Source organism: Paenibacillus sp. AK002 (genome assembly GCF_053903045.1).
In genome coordinates this window covers 38156-55870 of sequence record NZ_CP096377.1, presented here as the reverse complement: position 1 = coordinate 55870, position 17715 = coordinate 38156, and the positions used below count along the sequence as shown (strand labels likewise).

The following is a 17715-nucleotide window of genomic DNA, read 5'->3' as shown; positions in this document are numbered from 1 at the left end:
GTACGCTTTCTCTCCTCACTCCCTAGCTTCATCCAACTGAAGCGTTTTGAAAAAACGCACATCGGGAAGATAAGCTTCGGTGCTGAAAATCGACCTTTTTGAACTCGAATCTTTATGAACTCCCAGTAACAAGGCAACAACTCATGAGCGAAAGAAAAAATAAACGGCGCAGGCCATAATGACCAAGGACAACCCAAACGCGTTCCTTAGCCAGCGCGGTGTACGTCCCGGAGCTGGGCGCCCGCCTCGGCTCGAGCCTTCATATATCCGTTTTCTCCACTCGTTCAGCGCTTCCCGTGAATCCGCGAATTCTCCCGATAATGCCTTGTTCAGCCAGACGGCGTACGGCTTGAATACGGGGTTTCTTCGCAGCACCAGCTGCAGGTCGGCAACGCTCCGGGTTTGGGGGAGCTGACAAGACGCCTCCTTAAGCGACTTCTCATCCAGCAGGCCGATGCACATCACGGCAAACGAGAACAAATCATAGGATACGTCGCCGGTCCGGCTCCCGGCATTCCAGTATCCCCGGTCATACCATTCCGTAAACTGCTTTACGCTGCGCCCGAAGGAGCTGACGCCGCCGTAATCGATCAGTTCCACCCTTCCGTAGGCCGAAACCATCACATTATTCGGCTTCAAATCTCCGAACGCATAACCGGATGCATGCAGAACGGACAGCTTCTCAAGCAGCTTCAGCCCGATCAGGCCGACCCACTCGGTGCCGCGTTTGCGAATAAAATGATGCAGCGGGCTCCCCTCAATGTAACGCATGACATAGAAGGACACTTCGCCGCTGCCATCATGATGATCGTCCGCCTCCACGAGGTAAGGGTCCGTCATTTGTTCTTTCAGCGCATTCAGCACATTAATTTCGGATTGTAGATCCAGAGCGTCATAGCCTACTTTTAAAGCATAACGCTCGCGAACTCCTGCCCGGTGGACCAGATACACCTTGCCGTTAGCCCCTTTACCGAGCATACGTTCCACGATGTACCGGCTGTTCCGCCATTTGCCCTTAATTACGGTTCCTGGCGGATAACCCGGGTTAGACAACGTAGTCACCGAGCATCCCTTCCTCTTGGCTGGAACGACCCTGCCATGATTGATTACCTTCTAGTGTACCATATCGGTAAAATTCAATCACCTTTAACAAGGCAGGTCCTGTCGGCGTCGCCCCCTTCATCTGCAGCCTGCTGAACATGCCGCGGGCACCGTCAAGATCCGAGGTCCAATCCACGTCCATGACGATATCCTCTCCGCTATGTTTTCCGGGAAAATGGAATACCGACAATTCGCTTGAGCCTGCGCGCGCTTTCAAGCTCAGCATCAGGTCGCGTATCGCTTCCTCAACGGCTGCCAGCTTAGGCTTCATGCTTGCACTTGCATCGATTAACAGTGCAACCTGAAGGGATGACGTCTCGGCCAGCTCATCCACCACTTCGACGACTTGCGAACGCTTGTCCGGCGGAAGTTCCTCCAGCGTCCCGCCTCCCAAAATATGCTGTATCTCCTTATTTACCGCTTGTTGGATCGTCTGAACCACCGTTTTCCGAGTCATCATCTGCATCGTCTGCGCAAGCTGCGGCGTACCTACGATCCGGTGTATGCCTCCTCCCGCTTTGGCTATCTCCTGTATTTCCAATCCCCCAAGTTCACCGATCGTCCCGTAATCAAGGACCCCCACCACGTTTACGACAATACCATCCTGCAGCGCATGCGCCGCGGCCAGAACCGGACTGGCACCGACATTCGAACACCCGTCTGTAATCAGCAAGATTTGTTTCATAATCAAATTGCCTCCCGTCTGATCCATCCTATCGATTGGATTTCTATCTCTATCATTTCCACATTCAAGAGAGTTCAAACGACAATCAGGAAGAATAGACGGAAAAGAATTGATCGGCTCCGGGCCTCCATTTCCCGGGTAATCGCTTTGATATGTTGCAAATCCTCAGCTAACCGTTCGAGGCCGCTCCATGCGGGCGAATCCCGGAACATGCACATTCGACCATTCCGGATGGAAGTGATCCACGCGCCCGACCACCACCGTCATGTCATCATGGATTTGATTCTGTTGATAGCGGATCACCTTCTCAAGCAGACAATCGGCTATTTCCTGCGGGTCTTCACTGTTCACTTCCTGGATCATTCGTTTCATCCATAACTCCTTGTTCACCGCGTAACCCGGCGCATCATAAATGCCGTCCGTCATCATAATGAGAACATCGCCCGCCTGCAGCTGCAGGGATACCAAATCCACCTCGATATCCTGGATAATGCCGATGGGAAGATTGCTGGCCGAGACCGGTATGACATCATTGCCCCTTTTGATAAAGCTTGGCGTCGAACCGATCTTCATAAAAGTGGTCTGAGCCGTGTATTGATCGATGAGAGCCATATCGACGGTGGCATAGATTTCATCCGGCGAACGCAGCATCAGGATCGAGTTGACCGATTTAATCGCCAGCTTCTCATCCATGCCGGATTGTAGCAGCTGCTCCAATATATTCAGGGCCGAGCTGCTCTCGAGCCTTGCCCTTTCCCCGTTCCCCATTCCATCGCTGAGCGCTACCGCAAACGTGCCGTTGCCCAGCTCAACCGTGCTGAAACTATCCCCTGATAAAAGATCTCCTCCCTTGGCCGCTGCCGCTACCCCCGTCATAATTTCAAATGTTTTGGCCGAACCGAAACGCACCGTCGCCAATCCGTCCCTAGGATGGGTCAGGGTTTCTTCCATCACGGCGATATGCTCCCCGAGAATGTCGGACAGCAGCGGTCCGATAATCTTCCTGCATTCGTCATATCCGCGGGTATACGCATGAACGATCTCAATCTCGACCTGACCCGAATCCAGGCTAATAATATCGATGCCTTGGATCGATAACCCCAACTGCTGCAGCGCTTCCCTGATCTGCTCCTCCTGAATGTGCATCGTCTGGCTTTCCCGTTTAATCTCTCGAGCCAAATCCTCCATGACCTGCGACACCCCGGATAATTGTTCCGCTACCAGATGGCGGCTATCGTATATTTGGCGTTTCCACTGCATATCATGTTGGTAAAGATGATACTGCTGCTTCAGGATGCCGAGCACCTCCTCCTTCTTGGCGCAGATCCGGCTCCACTCCGGCGGCAGATCGTCTGCTTCCATCTCGGGATTCTCCTCGATCGAGGTCATCATATCGGTCATATATTTATAAGTCTGGTAGAATTTCATGTCCCAGCACTGATTCCGTTTATAGCAGGTGGCGCAGCTTCCTTCCGCCACGGCATTCATGAAATGATTCATCTCCTCCGCCTGTTTGCCTGGAGGCTGTATGACCCCTGACGTTTGTCCGAAACTTTGCGAGAGCTGGCGGAACACCTTGGAGAATTGGGTCACGCGATCGGCTGTGAGGTCCCGGACCCGCTTGGCATATTCATGCTGAGAACGGGTATGATCCTGCGTCCCCGGCACATATCTGCCGATGGCCTGCATCACGCTTTTCGGTGTAATGAGGAACAGCACGATGGCTGCGCAGGTTTCCCATGTGGAGATCATGACTTCTCCGGGATTGCTGAAATAGATGGAAAGAATGGTTGCCCCGAGCAGCATGCCCAGCGATACGCCGCCTTTCTTCCCTTCCTTCAGCATACCGGCAAGCATCCCGGAAAAGGCGAGCAGGCTCATCTGCGAGAAGGCCGATATATTGGCCAAACTGAGGATCAGGCCCGTCACTACGCCAACCGAGGCGCCCAGCGGCGCACCCCCTACCAACGCAAACAGCAGAATCAGATACCGGGATAAGACATGCTCCACCGACAGGGATTGAACGGTCCAGCCGACGGCACCTGTCATGACCGACGCCAGCAGAATGATGATGCATAGAATTTCTTCATTACGAAGAACATGCGTTTTTTTACGAAGCGTCAGCACCGGAATCGCCTGGATAAAGACCAGCGTTAACACGAAACTGAGTACGGCATTCAAGGTGAGCATCATCATGGAGTACCAGGTAATGCTGGGTCCGATGAGGACGCTGAACAGGTTCACAAAGAAGGTGGAGACAAATACCATCAACGGTGCATAAGACAATTCCGCCCGATCATATGTCTCCAAGCCCCGCATCATAAAATAAAAGATCAAAATCTCTGCCGGCACCATCCATGCCACCGGAAAGGACGCAAATAAACTTCCTGCAACGATCGCTGCGCCTACCGGCAGCAAAACATCGCGTCGCATAAAGGCGATGACTGCGAAATAGGCGACGGCAAATGGAGAAAGTTCCCCCAGAATCATAGCTCGTCCGAGCAGAAAACCCATGAAGGTTAGCAGGATCATCCACTTCTTTGCGGCCAGGAAGTGGATGGGACGCTGCAGGAAAGGCAGCTGCCCTAACCGTTCCGCCACGCGGGCACGAATGGAACCCGCTCCCCCTTTAACTGCCTCAGTACCCGGAAACATCACCAGATTTCTTTTATCCATTACGCTGGCACCCCATTCTTCACGAATTTGTTGGTCCCATTATAAAACCCCCGTTTCGGAAAGTTTGTCAGAACACCGGACAAGCCCCAAAGAAATTTCCGACAAAATCAACGTGCCCTGCGAACGTTCGGGAAACGACCGCTCATCCCCCGCGCCCAGCCGGGTTTCCGCAGGTCTAGCCTGAGGCTTTCGGGCGGATCATTTCCCGAATTGAGGCGGCCATCCCGCATTCATTCCGCAGGTTGGCGCCGTAAAATGCGTAGGAACCTGTCGTACCCTTGGATGCAACGACAAAAAAACCGCAGAAGGCAATTTCCCTCTGCGGTCAGTTTATATTTTATCGAATTACATACGTTTGGCTCCGCGTCCGCCGCGTTTGCCTTCCGTATTCTTCTTGAGCGAAGAGATTCGTTCTTCACTGTCTTTCAGGAAGCGTGACATTTTATCCTCAAATGAAGGCTTGTTGGCCGCAGGCTTAAACGGGCGTCCACCGCGTTCGCGGTTGAATCCTCCTCCACCGCCACCTCCGAATCGTTCTCCGCCGCCTCCACTGCGTTCCGGTCTCGGTGCGCGGGGTGGACGACTTTCGGAAGCCGGCTTGTCGACAGCCTGCTTGATCGATAGACCGATCTTGCCGTCCTTGTCGACATTAATCACCTTCACGGTAACGACATCGTTGATCTTCAAATGATCGTTGACATCCTTAACGTAGTTGTCGGCGATTTCCGAGATGTGAACGAGACCCGTGACACCTCCTGACAGATCCACAAATGCTCCAAAATGCGTTATGCCTGTCACCTTGCCCTCTAACTTGGTGCCCACTTCAATTGCCATAGAATAAAATGATCCTCCCTTAAAAATATACAGTCCGATTTAGAAATCGCGCTGCGGTGATTTGATTATACGATAATGACCTAAACAAGGTCAACAGACGTCTGTCATGCCTAATTACGGCGATTCGCCCGAATTTTGGGGCTGAATGATCGGCGTTTCATTCGGCAGATACAATCCGAACTTCTTGCGGGCAATCTGCCCGATATATTCTGGGTCCTTCAATCGCTCCACTTCGTGAGTAATCTGGATGAGCGACTGTTCAACGGACTTATAATCCTCTTGCTTCTGAGCTAGCGCTTCGTTCTGATTACGGATGCGGTCATTCTGGGACCAGAGCGTTGATCCTGCCCAGATCAAAAACAGCGCCATCATCGCCACAAACATTCTCTTACGCCGGCGGGCGCCTTTGTTCTTTGTCTTGGTTTGTTGGGGAGCCTGCTTCGATGGATCAGCAAATCTTCCCATGACCATACCTCCTAAAACCAGCGCTTCCACGCCTTGATAACCTTGTCCGCTAATTGCCTGCTCCATGCCGGCAGCCTGACCCTGGACGTGATCGGTCTCAGCATCCATTTCAGGAGTCGCCAAAAAGGCATGAGGCATTTAAGGATTAAACGCAACAGCGACAGGAGAAACTTCCATAGAAACCTTAACAGCCCTAAGCCCAGCATCAGGATTCCTTTGATCGGATTCCATAATAGCATACGGAACAGCTTGTACAAAAAGGACAGCAAGCCTTTTGTCACTTGAATTAACATTACCACAAAACGCTGGGTTATGACACTCCATAATAAAAAATAGATCCAAACCCCTATAAATAGCCCAACAAACACATAAAAGCGTAGCTGCCCGTCATTGGTCATGTATAACATGCGAAAAATGAAGAAGGCTGCCGCAATCCAGTAAAGGAAGTCCAGGGCATGCTTGGACCATTGCGGGAAACGGAGCTGCCCTGCCAGCACCCGGTAGCTGTCGAAGGCGACTCCCATCGCTGCTCCGGAGAAGAGCATCCAGAGCAGCGTGATCCATTGTACGCTGGGATTCATTTAAACAGCTTGCCCAGCAGACTCTTGTTCTTGGTCTGCGAACCGGGATTCAAATATATCAGGGAGTGCACCTGACCTTCAATCGACAAAAGCCCCTCTTCCAGGCTGAGATTTTTAATATGTAAATTTTGCCCTCGAATGGTCAGATGCCCAAGCTCGGTCTGAAGCAGGAATTCTTCGCTGTCAAAGCTCTCCACGTTTTGGACACCCGTAATGTCCAGCAGCTTCCGGTTCTGCATCCGCAGATCATGAAACTTGCCCTTCCCTTGGTCGATCATGGCATGTACCCCTCCTTTTAACAATAGCTTATGGGGAGGTGCCTGTCTTTAGAACCGGAAGCGGCGCACACCTTCATGAAAGATCGGAAAGCAGCCGGGAAGCTTCATAAACGAACGGGAGCCCGGATCCCCCGTACATATATACACGCCAGGATGAAAACAGAAACGTCCCCCCCACCTTATGGTGAGAGGGACGTTTCACGGAACGGCTCGGGCTGTTTACCAGTCCAATCCGCGATCTTTAACGATCGGTTCTTCCTTGACCAAGGTATAGAGGCTGGTCGCCTCATCTTTACGGGTTGTCTCGGTAAGACGCTCGACCCGGACGGTCACCAGCTTCTGGCCAAACTGGACGGTGATCTCATCGCCCACTTTAACCGTGCTGCTCGGCTTGGCCTCGCGGCCGTTGATCAGCACCCGGCCTTGATCCGATACATCTTTCGCTACGGTACGCCGCTTGATTAACCTCGATACTTTCAGGAATTTATCGACGCGCATTATTTTACAGCTTCTTTAAGCTTGTTGCCTGCCTTGAACGCAGGAACGTTGGATTCTGGAATTTCGATCGTGTTGCCTGTTTGCGGGTTGCGGCCTGTGCGTCCAGCGCGCTTGCGAGTTTCGAATGTACCGAAGCCGATCAATTGAACTTTATCGCCATTAGCCAAAGCTTCCGTGATTTCGCCAAGGAAGCCGTTCAGGACGTTCTCTACGTCTTTTTTAGTCAATCCACTTTTACCGGAAATGTTGTTGATCAGATCTGTTTTGTTCATGAATTAAATCCTCCCAATTATCAGAAAAATATAAGATTTACGGTTATTCGGTTATACCGCCTTGCACTCTGCAAGATTTCACCATTAATGATTATTCTGGATGCCTTGCGGAATTCCTGCCGCATATCCCTATTTTTTTATTTTTTACGTGAAAAGATGCGTTTTTTCACTCTTTGATACCGCCGTGATGCGCCGATCCCGTTTTGGCGGACTGCCACAGGGCTTCCATCTCGTCCAAGGTGCTTTCCTGCAGGGTTTTGCCCTGGGCGGCAAGCTGCTCCTCTATGTAGCTGAAACGACGGATAAACTTCCGGTTCGTTCTCGAAAGCGCCTCTTCCGGATCCGCGCCGATGAATCTTGCCGCATTGGAAACCGCGAACAACAGATCGCCGAGCTCGAGCGCCGTATCCTCGTCGGATTGACCCTCCGTCACCGCTTGCCGCAGCTCACCGAGCTCCTCCTCAATCTTCTGGAATACGCCGTCGATGTTATCCCAATCGAAGCCCACCTTGGACGCCTTCTTCTGGAGCTTGTACGCCTTCATCAAGGCGGGAAGGTCCCGCGGGATGCCGTCCAGCGCCGAAGCTTTCTCCGGGGAGAGCCCCTTGCGCCGTTTCTCTTCCGCCTTCATCTGCTCCCAGTTCTGCAGGGCGGATTCCGCGTCTTTGGCGCTGCTCTCGCCAAAAACATGCGGGTGGCGGAAGATCAGCTTGTCATTCAGGGCTTGAATGACGTCATACACCGTGAAGGTACCCAGCTCTTCTTCCATCTGGGAATGCAGCATAATCTGCAGGAGCAGGTCGCCGAGTTCCTCCTGCATATGCTCGGGGTCATCCTCGTCAATCGTCTCCAATACCTCGTAGGTTTCTTCGATCAGATTTTTGCGGATGGATTCGTGGGTCTGCTCACGGTCCCACGGACAGCCTTCGGGACTGCGGAGAATGCCAACGATCTCGTGAAGCCTCGCAAACGTCCGCTGCCTTAGATTGCTGTCATCGCTTCGGGGTACATAGATCAGCGACAAATTGCCGTAGCCGTCGATGCGATCGAGCTCGAAGAGCGGCACTTGCCGGATCGCTTCCTCGCCCTCAACGCCCAGCGCATGGCCGACAATGACCGGATAATCGTCCGGATACAGCTCCATCAGCGCCAGTTTCACTTCCGAAGCCGTAAACATGTCATACACCTGGCCGATCAGGGTATGCAGCTGCGGCTGGATGACGCTTGCCCGAAGCTCAGCGGCATCGAGCAGCTGGAAGCCCTCAATGGGATCGAAGCCAAGGCGGACGAAGGCCTCGTCCAGAAAGCTCTCGCCGCCGAGCACCGTAAGCATCACATTCTCTCCGGGGCAGCGCTCGCGCAATAGCCGGACCGTTGCTTCCGCTACCATCGGATGCCCGGGTACCGCGTAGACGATCTCGCGCTCGTCGTCCTTCGCGGCCTTGGCCAAATTGATTAGAGCGGCTGCAATGGATTCGTACACCTCGGGGAAAGTGTCATGCGCTTCATACACATGGTCAAACGATTCCGGCTGTACCTGGAACTCCTTCAACGCAGCCATGACGGGATGGGATAATGTGCGCACATACACCTTCGATGCCCGCTGCATGGTTTTGATGATGCCTATCGTCAATCGATCCGGATTGCCAGAACCCAAGCCGACCACCGTAATGGATGCACTCATAAGCTACTTCCTTTCGTCTTCGTCCGCCTTGTCGACGTCGTTATCGTACACTACTATATCACAGAAGATCAAACATCTGCACGTCTGCCCGGTTCAGCGCAGCACGCGCAGGGCCCGCAAGAAGGCTGCCAGCGGTCTTCCGACCTTCGGCAGCATCCGAAGCTCCTCCTCGGTGAGGAGCTTCGTGAGCACGGCGCCGATGAGGAAGGCGCCGCAGCCGGCCGCGACGCCGCTCAGGCTCGCGAACGCGTGGGTCAGGCGGCCTGGTGCGAAGCCGGCCGCCCCCAGAAGGCCGCCGGACGCGGCACTTGCGCCCCAGGCGGCCAGCGCCACCGCAGCGAGGACCGGCAGCGTCCTCGCCAGCATTCCGCCGGCGTCAAGGCGGGCGCCGGCCCTTCGCGAGAGCAGCGCGAGGTTGAGCGCGGCGGCGGTCAGATGCGCAGCCACGCCGGCGATGGCCGCGCCGGTAATGCCGAACTGCGGCACCAGCAGCAGGTTGAGCAGCAGCTTCAGACCTGCCGCAGCCAGCAGGTGAATCGCCGGCCCCTTGACCATGCCGATGCCCTGGAGCAGCGCTGCCGTAATCGTGCTCAGAGTCCCCCCGGCCGCTGTAAAGGCAATCACCTGCATCGTGCCCGTACCTGCGGCATCTTCATACAGCATGATATTGATCGGCTCAGCGAGCACAGCCAGGCCTACGGAGGCCGTCATGCCGATCAGCCAGAACCAGCGAAGGGCCATGCGGCTTTGGCTTGCGACCCGGTCCGATTCTCCCTTGAACTTGGCTTCCGCCAGCGCAGGAATGAACAGAACCGACAAGGAAGCGGCGAGCATCGTAACCAGCTGGACCAGCGGCAGGCCGCGGTTATAGACCCCAAACTCCGCCATGGCCAGCGATTCGCCAAGTCCGCCGGACGTCAATAACCGGGGCACGGTGAAGGTGTCCACCAGTCCGATCAGCGGAACCGCCAGCAGACTGAGGCAGACCGGGATGCCATAAGCAAGCAGGCGGCCAAGCAGAACACCTGCTCCCTCTTTAGTTACATCGGCATGCATCTCCGTTTTGTTCATACCGGACTCTCCGAATTCGTGCCTTGCTGCTCCCCGCGTGGCGCTTCGAGATGCCCGGATATGCTTGCGCCAGTAGAGCCCCATCACCAACAGACCGGCGGCACCGCCGGCAGCAGATCCAAGCAGCGCCCCCGCCGCAATCACGTCGGCATCGGCGCCGACACGGATCAGGTAGAGCAACAGCACGATCATGACCCCGACGCGGACCATCTGCTCCGTAATCTGGGAGATAGCCGTCGGCACCATATTATGCAGCCCCTGAAAGTAACCGCGCAGAACCGACATCCAGGGCACGAAAGCCAGCGCCAAAGCTCCTGCGCGGAGAGCCGGTATTACCTGGCTGCTGCCGATCCACTTCCCGATCCACGGAGCGCAGGCGTACATCAGGAAACCGAGAATCAGACCGAACAGCACCAGCGCGGCGGAGGACAAGCGCAGCAGCCGATGACCGTCCCGAGTGCGCCCTTCCGCCTCATACTCTGCCACATACTTGGATACGGCCGCGGGAAAACCGATCGCCGCGATTGTAATGATCATCATATAGAACGGATAAACCGTGTTGTAGATACCAAAGACGGCATCGCCGCCCATGTTTTGCAGCGGTATTTTTTGCAGCGTGCCAATCAGCTTGGACAGTATGGCGGCTGCACTGAGGATAAACGCTCCGTGCAACAGCCTTGCCCCGGTTTGATCTGGTTTCATATCCTCTTCCAATCCCCTAGTCTCTTCTTTCGCATCGCAAGCCAATCCTCATGCAGACGCTGCCATGCGTACCTCCATTATAACCAAGGGTGGGAGAGTGGCACAAAAATCGACCGGACAAACAAAAACTCCCAGCTGCCGATTGACCCTGTGATCAACGTTCAGCGGGAGTCTCCATCCAAGGAACGATGTCCTCGTCTACTGTTCCATTTGCTTGCCGAGGAAACCTGCGGCAGTTTCAGCCATTTTCACTTCCATCTCGCCCATGTTCACGGATTCGTCCTTGTTCAGCAGCACGACGCTGCCAATCGGGTCTCCTCCTGCAATGATAGGCGCGGCGACAAAAGCAGACAACGCTTCTGGATTGTCTTTGCTGATCTCATACGTACCGTTGTTGCTTTCCAGTACCGTCTTGCGATTTTCCATGCAGTTTTCCAGAAGGTTGCCGATCGGCTTGTCCAAATACTCCTTCTTGGAGCCGCCTGCAACGGCGATAAACGTATCACGGTCCGATATGATCGTGATGTGGCCTGTACTCTCATAAAGGGACTCTGCATATTCCTTCGCAAAATCGCCCAATTCACCGATCGGTGAATATTTCTTCAGAATGACTTCGCCATCCCGGTCCACGAAGATTTCGAGCGGGTCGCCTTCGCGAATCCGCAGTGTGCGTCTAATTTCTTTTGGAATGACCACGCGCCCGAGGTCATCAATACGGCGGACGATACCAGTAGCTTTCATGTCACTTGTTGCCCCACTTTCATAAGAAGATTTTTCAACTACTGTTCCATTCGGGAAGAGGATGTCCCCAGGTATATAAGAGTTAATGTCTGACCATAGTATTCATCCATTCCCAATTCCTTATACATCATCTACCCTCTGTTGGTTGCGAAATCCAAAAATAAATCTCGCCAGGAGCGACTTCACTCGCCCGGGGGGGAGAAAAAATCCATAACGCGCGCATCGCACGTTATGGATTCAAAGGATCACGCCATTTCATCATCACGCTGGCCGTCGATTTGGCATCACTCGCAGCACAATATCCTTGTGCCGATGCCGGTCCACGGGCCACGGGCTTATTTACCCGTATCTTCCTTGCCTGCATCCGGTGTTTGGTCGCCCTCTGCCGGTTTGTCGGTCGTGCCGTCCGTCTTCTGGTCGCCCGTGCCTTCGGCAGGCTTGTCCGCATTCTCGCTCTTCGGAAGGTTCATGCTCTCAATCAGGTTGTTGAGTTCATTCTGCATAAAGTTGTCGATCTTCGCCGAAGCCAGTTCGCTCCGAATGCCTTCCTTCTGATCGGCAGGAAGCTTGTCATACGTCACTTCCTCGCGCTTCTCCACTTTCATGACATGGTAGCCGTAATCGGTTTCTACCGGATCGCTGATTTTGTTCAGTTCCAGCGTTAAGGCCTTTTCCTTAAATTGAGGCACCCAGCTGCCTGCCGGCTTGTTCTCATACAGGCCCCCGCTGTCCTTGGAGCCCGGGTCCTGAGAATATTCCTTCGCCAAAGCAGCAAAATCCTCCCCTTTATTCAGCTTGGACTGTACTTCCTTGGCAATTTTGAGCGCCTCGCCCTCCGGTCTCTCCTTGCCTTCGGCATCTTGAAAAGCAATCAGGACATGACGAACGCTAATGTTGGTGTAGTCCTTCTTGTTCGCATCGAATTCCTTCTTGATATCCTCTTCGGTTACCTGATTCTTCTCATGCTCCATGACGGTCATGACCCGAAGCATATAATTCTTCAGGTCGTCCTCCGTCAATTTTTGCGATTCCAGGGCGGCTTTAAACTGTTCCTCGCCCATTCCGGTTTTTTGCTGCTTTAACAAATCATCCGTTTGCTTCTCGGCAGCTTCCTTGGCTTTATCGTCAGCTTTGGCGTACAGGTACTCATACGCTACCCCCTGTTTCGCCAAATATTCCTTAAATTCATCCATTTGCAAAAATTGGGCATATTCCGGGGACATGAACTGAATCATGCGCTGTTCCAGGTCAAATTCCTTCTCGGTAATTTCTCCACCCTTATATTTGACAATGACTTTGCTGTTATCTTCTTCGGCACCTTTAGTCTTGTCGTTTCCGCAAGCAGCGATCATCGACATGGATAGTACAGCTGTGATCGATACAATAAACGTCTTCCATGCCTTATTATTTCTTGACGGCATTTTGTAGTTCTCCCTTCAGGTTGAATGGCCCTTGTGCAGCCTCCAGGAATTGCTCAAGCAATTCTAACAGTTGTTGATCGGATAGTCCCTTGCCTTTGATTCGAATGGCCATCGCCGGCCCTTGTTCAAATTGTACACGTCTTTCGAACTTATTTCCAATTTGCGCAAGCCCTGCAGTGTCCACCGCTTTATCCTGCCCTTCATAAAACTGCAGCAGAACGTCGTCCCCGCGCTGGGTAATGGAATCGATCCCGTACGTACGGCCATATACCTTCAAGCGGGATACGGCAAGCAGGTTGCTTACCGCCAGCGGCAGCTCGCCAAAGCGGTCAAGCAGCTCGTCCTCAAGCTCAGCCGATTCGTCGATCGAGGAAACGACGGCCACTTTTTTATAAATTTCGATCTTCTGAATGCTGTCATAAATGTAATCGGACGGCAGGTAAGCGTCAATCCCCAAATCAATGGACGTGTTCCAGTCCTTCGACGGCAGTGACGGCTCGCCCAGCATGCTGACTTTGCGTTTCTGAATCTCCTCTGCCAGCATCTGCGAATACAGGTCAAACCCGACCGAAGCGATGAAGCCATGCTGCTCCGCCCCGAGCAAGTTGCCCGCTCCGCGGATCGACAAGTCCCGCATCGCAATCTTGAATCCGGAGCCCAGCTCCGTAAACTCTTTAATCGACTGCAGCCGCTTCTCGGCTACTTCGGTCAGCACCTTATCCCGCTGGTACGTGAAATAGGCATACGCGATCCGGTTGGAACGTCCGACGCGTCCGCGCAGCTGGTACAGCTGGGAGAGACCCATTTTGTCGGCGTCATGCACGATAAGCGTGTTAACATTCGGAATGTCGACACCCGTCTCGATAATGCTCGTGCTCACCAATACGTCGTATTCGCCGTCGAGGAAGTCGAGAATGGTCTTCTCCAGCTCCGTTTCCGACATTTGGCCATGCCCGACGCCTACGCGGGCCTCCGGCACCAGCATCGATATCTGGGCTGCCATCTCCTGGATGCCCTGAACCCGATTGTAGAGATAGTATACCTGGCCACCTCGGGCCAGCTCCCGTTCAATGGCTTCCCGCACCAAGGTCTGGCTATGCTCCACGACATACGTCTGCACCGGAAAACGGTTCTCCGGCGGCGTCTCGATTACGGACAAGTCCCGAACGCCGAGCATCGACATATGCAGCGTGCGCGGAATCGGCGTTGCCGTCAGCGTCAGCACGTCGACATTGGTCTTCAGCTTTTTCAATTTTTCCTTATGCGTAACGCCAAAGCGCTGCTCCTCATCCACGATCAGCAGCCCCAGATCCTTGAACACAATATCCTGGGACAGGAGTCGGTGCGTGCCGATCAGAATATCGACCGAGCCCTGCTTCACTTTTTTGATCGTCTCATTCTGTTCCTTCCGGCTGCGGAAACGGCTCAACACCTGGATATTGATCGGGTAATTGGCGAAGCGCTCCCGGAACGTCTCGTAATGCTGCTGGGCCAGAATCGTGGTCGGTACCAGCACCGCAACCTGCTTGCCTTCGATCGCCGCCTTGAATGCAGCGCGAACCGCCACTTCCGTTTTCCCGTAACCGACGTCACCGCACAAGAGCCGGTCCATCGGCCGGTTCTGCTCCATGTCTTTTTTGATTTCGGTAATGGCCCGAAGCTGATCGGGGGTTTCATCATAAGGGAACATGTCCTCGAATTCCTGCTGCTCGGACGTATCCTTCTCAAATCCGTACCCCGGCGCAGACTGACGCTCGGCATACAGCTTGATCAGATCGTCGGCGATATCCTGAACGGAGGAACGAACCTTGTTCTTGACCCGCGTCCATTCATTTCCGCCCAGCTTGTAAACCTTCGGCTCCTTATCCTCGGAACCGACATATTTCTGGATGAGATCGATCTGTTCGATCGGAACGGACAGCTTATCGCCCCCAGCGTAGAGAATATGCATGTAGTCCTTATGGATCCCGTTGATTTCGAGCGTCCCGATCCCCATATATTTCCCGATGCCGTGGTTTTGATGCACCACATAATCGCCGACCTTGAGCTCCGTATAACTCTTGATGCGCTCGGCGTTGTCCATATTCTTTGTAGTTTTGCGTGTTTTTCGCTGCTTCGAGGAGAACATCTCGCTCTCCGTAATAATGGCCGCGTGAACCGAAGGCATCTCGAAGCCGTTCTGGAGATGGCCTTCCAGCATAACCGGTTCTTCGATGCCGTAGTCCTGCAGAACCCGCCGCATCCGGTCCATCCGCTCCGCATCGCCGGCAAGCATCATGACCTGGACGCCCGACTTCTTCCAGCGTTCCATCTCGGCCTTGAGCACGTTCATTTGGCCATGGAAATCCTGCATGCCGCGCGTAATGACATTGACGATATTCTGCGGCTGCATTCTTGGCACCTGGCGCAGGAAGATGGAGATCATCAGACTTTGGTAGGGATGCTGATAAATCAGCTCCTCCGTATCCAGGGACAACGGCAGATCCGGCAGCGATTTGCCGTTTTGCATCAGATGCAAATTCCATTCCGCTTCATCCCGCTCCAGCTGCTTGGCTGTTTCCAGCAGACGGGCAGGCTCATCCATGATCAGAATCGTATCCTTCGGCATGTAATCGTACAGATTGGTCTTCTCCGGATACAACAAGGAGATATATTTATAGATTTCAGGGAAGTAGATCCGCTCGCGCAGCATTTCGACTTCCCGGTGTATTTCATCTCGCAGGCGGAGCTTGGCCTGACGGTCGCTCATGCGTTCAAGCTGCGCCTCCAGCAGGCGGACCACCGTATCCGCCGTGCGGCTGAGCCGCTCCGCATCCGCAATGATTTCCTTGCACGGTGTGATCATAACCTCCCGGACCTTGTCGATGGAGCGCTGATCCGTCGGATCAAAGGTTCGGATCGAGTCGATATCCTCATCAAACAGCTCGACGCGGTACGCCATGGCCGTTGTCATCGGGTAGAAGTCGATGATCCCCCCGCGGACGCTCATCTCGCCGCGGCGCTCTACCCGTTCCACGCGTTCGTACCCCATCTCGATCATCCGGTTGAGGAAGGCATCCAACACGAGGGTCCCGCCGTCGTGAAGCACGATTCGGGCATCGGACATTACCTCGGGGGCGGGGAGAAGGCGGCGCACGCCGGAAAATGGCGCAACGACAATACCCCGGAAGCCTCTTGCACAACGGACGAGCACGTCGATCCGCTGCGCCAGAGTCTCGGGGCTTGAAACGGCCGACTCCGCCGCCACCAGTTCATTCGCAGGGTATAACAGCACTTGATCCGATGACAGCGCTTCCTGTAAATCATCTGCGATTTTCTGGGCTGAAAACATATTATGAGTGACCACGAGCAGCGGGCGCTGCTGGTCCTGGTGCAGGGCAGCCATTAAGATCTGCCTGGACGACCCGGAAAGACCGGAGATCAATTGCTCCCTCATGCCGGCATGAACGCCAGACGTTATGGATTTGAAGTCCGAATCCTTCGAAAATACATCAATAAGTGCTTGTAACAAAAGGGGCACCTCTCTTATGCAAAAGAAATGAATTTCCTAGACTCTATTTCTCATGGAATTTTAGACGATTGCCGAAAAATTATAACCGAAAAGAAGCCTTGAGCAAAACTGCCAAGGCTAAAGCAGCGGCAGGCTCTGCCGCTGTATGTCATCTACGAAAAAACGTCGTGTACCCCATTATACTCTCATTGCAGGGGGTTTGCCAAAAGGCTGAGTTCCGGATGGGCCTCGAGCGCTTCCCTACAATGATCGCAGGTTACCCGAACCATCACTTCTCCGTTAAAATCATACGCTATTATATCTCTGCGTTCCTCAGGGGTCAAGGAATCAAATCCGAGACGGGCTTCGGATACATCATGGGAATCGATGCGGCCCTGGAACGCTCGACAATGTCTGCAAACATAGGTTATCGCCATCATATGCCTCCTGAAGGTCGTATATTACCTTCAGTATGTCCGGATTTCCCTTGTTTAAGACCCGGATGTCCCCATTATCGAATGCCTCGGAGTCATCTTACGGGATAATTCATCTATGTTCCTCTTCTACGACTTGTTAAACTTCGCCATAGTCTGCTCAAAGGTATGATCCAAACTGAATTCCAGTGCGTCACAGGTCTCTTCCACCATGTGCTGCAGCTGTTCGCGCTCCTTCTTCGGGAACGTCCCGAGCACGTAGTCGACAATCGCATAACCCGGCTCTGGTCTCGAAATGCCCATTCGGACCCGGTTGAAGCTCTGGGTCCCGGTATGCTGAATGATGGACTTGATGCCGTTATGTCCTCCGGCGCTGCCCTGATACCTCAGGCGGATTTTGCCGACGACGGTATCCAAATCATCATAAACCACAATCATGTCTTCCAGGCTCACCTTATAATAATCCATATAAGCACGCACAGCCTCGCCCGAGAGATTCATGAACGTCATCGGTTTGATCAGGACGGTTTTGGTGCCGCCAATCATTCCTTCGGCGATGACCGACTTGCATTTATTCTGATTGAACTTCAGGCCATGGCGCTCTGCGAGGGCATCCAATGCCATGAATCCAACATTGTGGCGTGTCTTCTCATAATTGGGACCGGGGTTGCCCAGTCCGACAATCCATTTCATCACAGGTTGATTCCTTTCACGATTTATACTTTCTTCTTTGCGCATTTCTGAGTACAATATGAACAAAACCTATTGGCGTTATGCCCTCA

16 protein-coding genes are annotated in these 17715 nt (G+C 53.6%); all 16 read right to left on the bottom strand.

From position 1 onward, the window contains the following. Positions 1-141: 141 nt before the first annotated feature. Positions 142-1062, bottom strand: coding sequence for a serine/threonine protein kinase (locus M1D70_RS00270; protein WP_009591904.1), 921 nt, complete (start codon positions 1060-1062; stop codon positions 142-144). Further along, positions 1046-1786, bottom strand: a complete 741-nt coding sequence (locus M1D70_RS00265) for a vWA domain-containing protein (RefSeq protein WP_009591933.1) — start codon at positions 1784-1786, stop codon at positions 1046-1048. Before M1D70_RS00265 ends, M1D70_RS00270 begins: the two co-directional genes overlap by 17 nt. A gap of 165 nt (positions 1787-1951) precedes the next feature. After that, positions 1952-4462, bottom strand: a complete 2511-nt coding sequence (spoIIE, locus tag M1D70_RS00260) for a stage II sporulation protein E (RefSeq protein WP_009591899.1) — start codon at positions 4460-4462, stop codon at positions 1952-1954. Positions 4463-4807: 345 nt separating this feature from the next. Further along, positions 4808-5296 carry a S1 domain-containing RNA-binding protein gene (locus M1D70_RS00255; RefSeq protein ID WP_009591896.1) on the bottom strand — a complete coding sequence of 163 codons (489 nt, stop codon included), beginning with the start codon at positions 5294-5296 and terminating at the stop codon, positions 4808-4810. Between the two features lie 114 nt (positions 5297-5410). Further along, positions 5411-5761 (bottom strand): FtsB family cell division protein, encoded by a 351-nt coding sequence (locus tag M1D70_RS00250; protein WP_009591911.1) that lies wholly within the window; start codon positions 5759-5761, stop codon positions 5411-5413. Between the two features lie 11 nt (positions 5762-5772). Further along, positions 5773-6342 (bottom strand): spore cortex biosynthesis protein YabQ, encoded by a 570-nt coding sequence (yabQ, locus tag M1D70_RS00245; protein ID WP_009591929.1) that lies wholly within the window; start codon positions 6340-6342, stop codon positions 5773-5775. Continuing rightward, positions 6339-6620, bottom strand: coding sequence for a sporulation protein YabP (gene yabP / locus M1D70_RS00240; protein ID WP_009591926.1), 282 nt, complete (start codon positions 6618-6620; stop codon positions 6339-6341). The genes yabQ and yabP overlap by 4 nt, the downstream gene beginning before the upstream one ends. A gap of 219 nt (positions 6621-6839) precedes the next feature. Continuing rightward, positions 6840-7118 carry an RNA-binding S4 domain-containing protein gene (locus M1D70_RS00235; RefSeq protein ID WP_009591909.1) on the bottom strand — a complete coding sequence of 93 codons (279 nt, stop codon included), beginning with the start codon at positions 7116-7118 and terminating at the stop codon, positions 6840-6842. Continuing rightward, positions 7118-7390, bottom strand: coding sequence for an HU family DNA-binding protein (locus M1D70_RS00230; protein ID WP_009591918.1), 273 nt, complete (start codon positions 7388-7390; stop codon positions 7118-7120). Before M1D70_RS00230 ends, M1D70_RS00235 begins: the two co-directional genes overlap by 1 nt. 166 nt (positions 7391-7556) lie before the next feature. Then, positions 7557-9074, bottom strand: a complete 1518-nt coding sequence (gene yabN / locus M1D70_RS00225; protein ID WP_009591895.1) for a bifunctional methyltransferase/pyrophosphohydrolase YabN — start codon at positions 9072-9074, stop codon at positions 7557-7559. Between the two features lie 93 nt (positions 9075-9167). After that, positions 9168-10847 carry a putative polysaccharide biosynthesis protein gene (locus tag M1D70_RS00220; protein WP_456288837.1) on the bottom strand — a complete coding sequence of 560 codons (1680 nt, stop codon included), beginning with the start codon at positions 10845-10847 and terminating at the stop codon, positions 9168-9170. Between the two features lie 198 nt (positions 10848-11045). Beyond that, complete coding sequence (gene spoVT / locus M1D70_RS00215) at positions 11046-11588, bottom strand: stage V sporulation protein T (protein ID WP_009591908.1); 543 nt, start codon at positions 11586-11588, stop codon at positions 11046-11048. A gap of 335 nt (positions 11589-11923) precedes the next feature. Then, complete coding sequence (locus tag M1D70_RS00210) at positions 11924-13009, bottom strand: peptidylprolyl isomerase (protein ID WP_433941945.1); 1086 nt, start codon at positions 13007-13009, stop codon at positions 11924-11926. Then, positions 12993-16520 (bottom strand): transcription-repair coupling factor, encoded by a 3528-nt coding sequence (gene mfd / locus M1D70_RS00205; RefSeq protein WP_009591945.1) that lies wholly within the window; start codon positions 16518-16520, stop codon positions 12993-12995. The genes M1D70_RS00210 and mfd overlap by 17 nt, the downstream gene beginning before the upstream one ends. Positions 16521-16705: 185 nt before the next feature. Further along, a complete protein-coding gene (locus M1D70_RS00200) occupies positions 16706-16936 on the bottom strand; it encodes an anti-sigma-F factor Fin family protein (RefSeq protein WP_009591947.1) in 231 nt (76 codons plus the stop codon). A 126-nt stretch (positions 16937-17062) separates the two neighbouring features. Continuing rightward, on the bottom strand, positions 17063-17626 hold the full coding sequence (gene pth, locus M1D70_RS00195; RefSeq protein ID WP_009591913.1) for an aminoacyl-tRNA hydrolase: 564 nt from the start codon (positions 17624-17626) through the stop codon (positions 17063-17065). Positions 17627-17715: the final 89 nt, after the last annotated feature.

What these genes read in the sequence shown, in the direction of transcription:
- yabN (WP_009591895.1), bottom strand. Translation starts at nt 9,074, where the DNA reads ATGAGTGCATCCATTACGGTGGTCGGCTTGGGTTCTGGCAATCCGGAT.
- spoIIE (WP_009591899.1), bottom strand. Translation starts at nt 4,462, where the DNA reads ATGGATAAAAGAAATCTGGTGATGTTTCCGGGTACTGAGGCAGTTAAA.
- M1D70_RS00210 (WP_433941945.1), bottom strand. Translation starts at nt 13,009, where the DNA reads ATGCCGTCAAGAAATAATAAGGCATGGAAGACGTTTATTGTATCGATC.
- M1D70_RS00230 (WP_009591918.1), bottom strand. Translation starts at nt 7,390, where the DNA reads ATGAACAAAACAGATCTGATCAACAACATTTCCGGTAAAAGTGGATTG.
- spoVT (WP_009591908.1), bottom strand. Translation starts at nt 11,588, where the DNA reads ATGAAAGCTACTGGTATCGTCCGCCGTATTGATGACCTCGGGCGCGTG.
- M1D70_RS00255 (WP_009591896.1), bottom strand. Translation starts at nt 5,296, where the DNA reads ATGGCAATTGAAGTGGGCACCAAGTTAGAGGGCAAGGTGACAGGCATA.
- M1D70_RS00200 (WP_009591947.1), bottom strand. Translation starts at nt 16,936, where the DNA reads ATGGCGATAACCTATGTTTGCAGACATTGTCGAGCGTTCCAGGGCCGC.
- M1D70_RS00220 (WP_456288837.1), bottom strand. Translation starts at nt 10,847, where the DNA reads ATGAAACCAGATCAAACCGGGGCAAGGCTGTTGCACGGAGCGTTTATC.
- yabP (WP_009591926.1), bottom strand. Translation starts at nt 6,620, where the DNA reads ATGATCGACCAAGGGAAGGGCAAGTTTCATGATCTGCGGATGCAGAAC.
- pth (WP_009591913.1), bottom strand. Translation starts at nt 17,626, where the DNA reads ATGAAATGGATTGTCGGACTGGGCAACCCCGGTCCCAATTATGAGAAG.
- M1D70_RS00265 (WP_009591933.1), bottom strand. Translation starts at nt 1,786, where the DNA reads ATGAAACAAATCTTGCTGATTACAGACGGGTGTTCGAATGTCGGTGCC.
- M1D70_RS00235 (WP_009591909.1), bottom strand. Translation starts at nt 7,118, where the DNA reads ATGCGCGTCGATAAATTCCTGAAAGTATCGAGGTTAATCAAGCGGCGT.
- yabQ (WP_009591929.1), bottom strand. Translation starts at nt 6,342, where the DNA reads ATGAATCCCAGCGTACAATGGATCACGCTGCTCTGGATGCTCTTCTCC.
- M1D70_RS00250 (WP_009591911.1), bottom strand. Translation starts at nt 5,761, where the DNA reads ATGGGAAGATTTGCTGATCCATCGAAGCAGGCTCCCCAACAAACCAAG.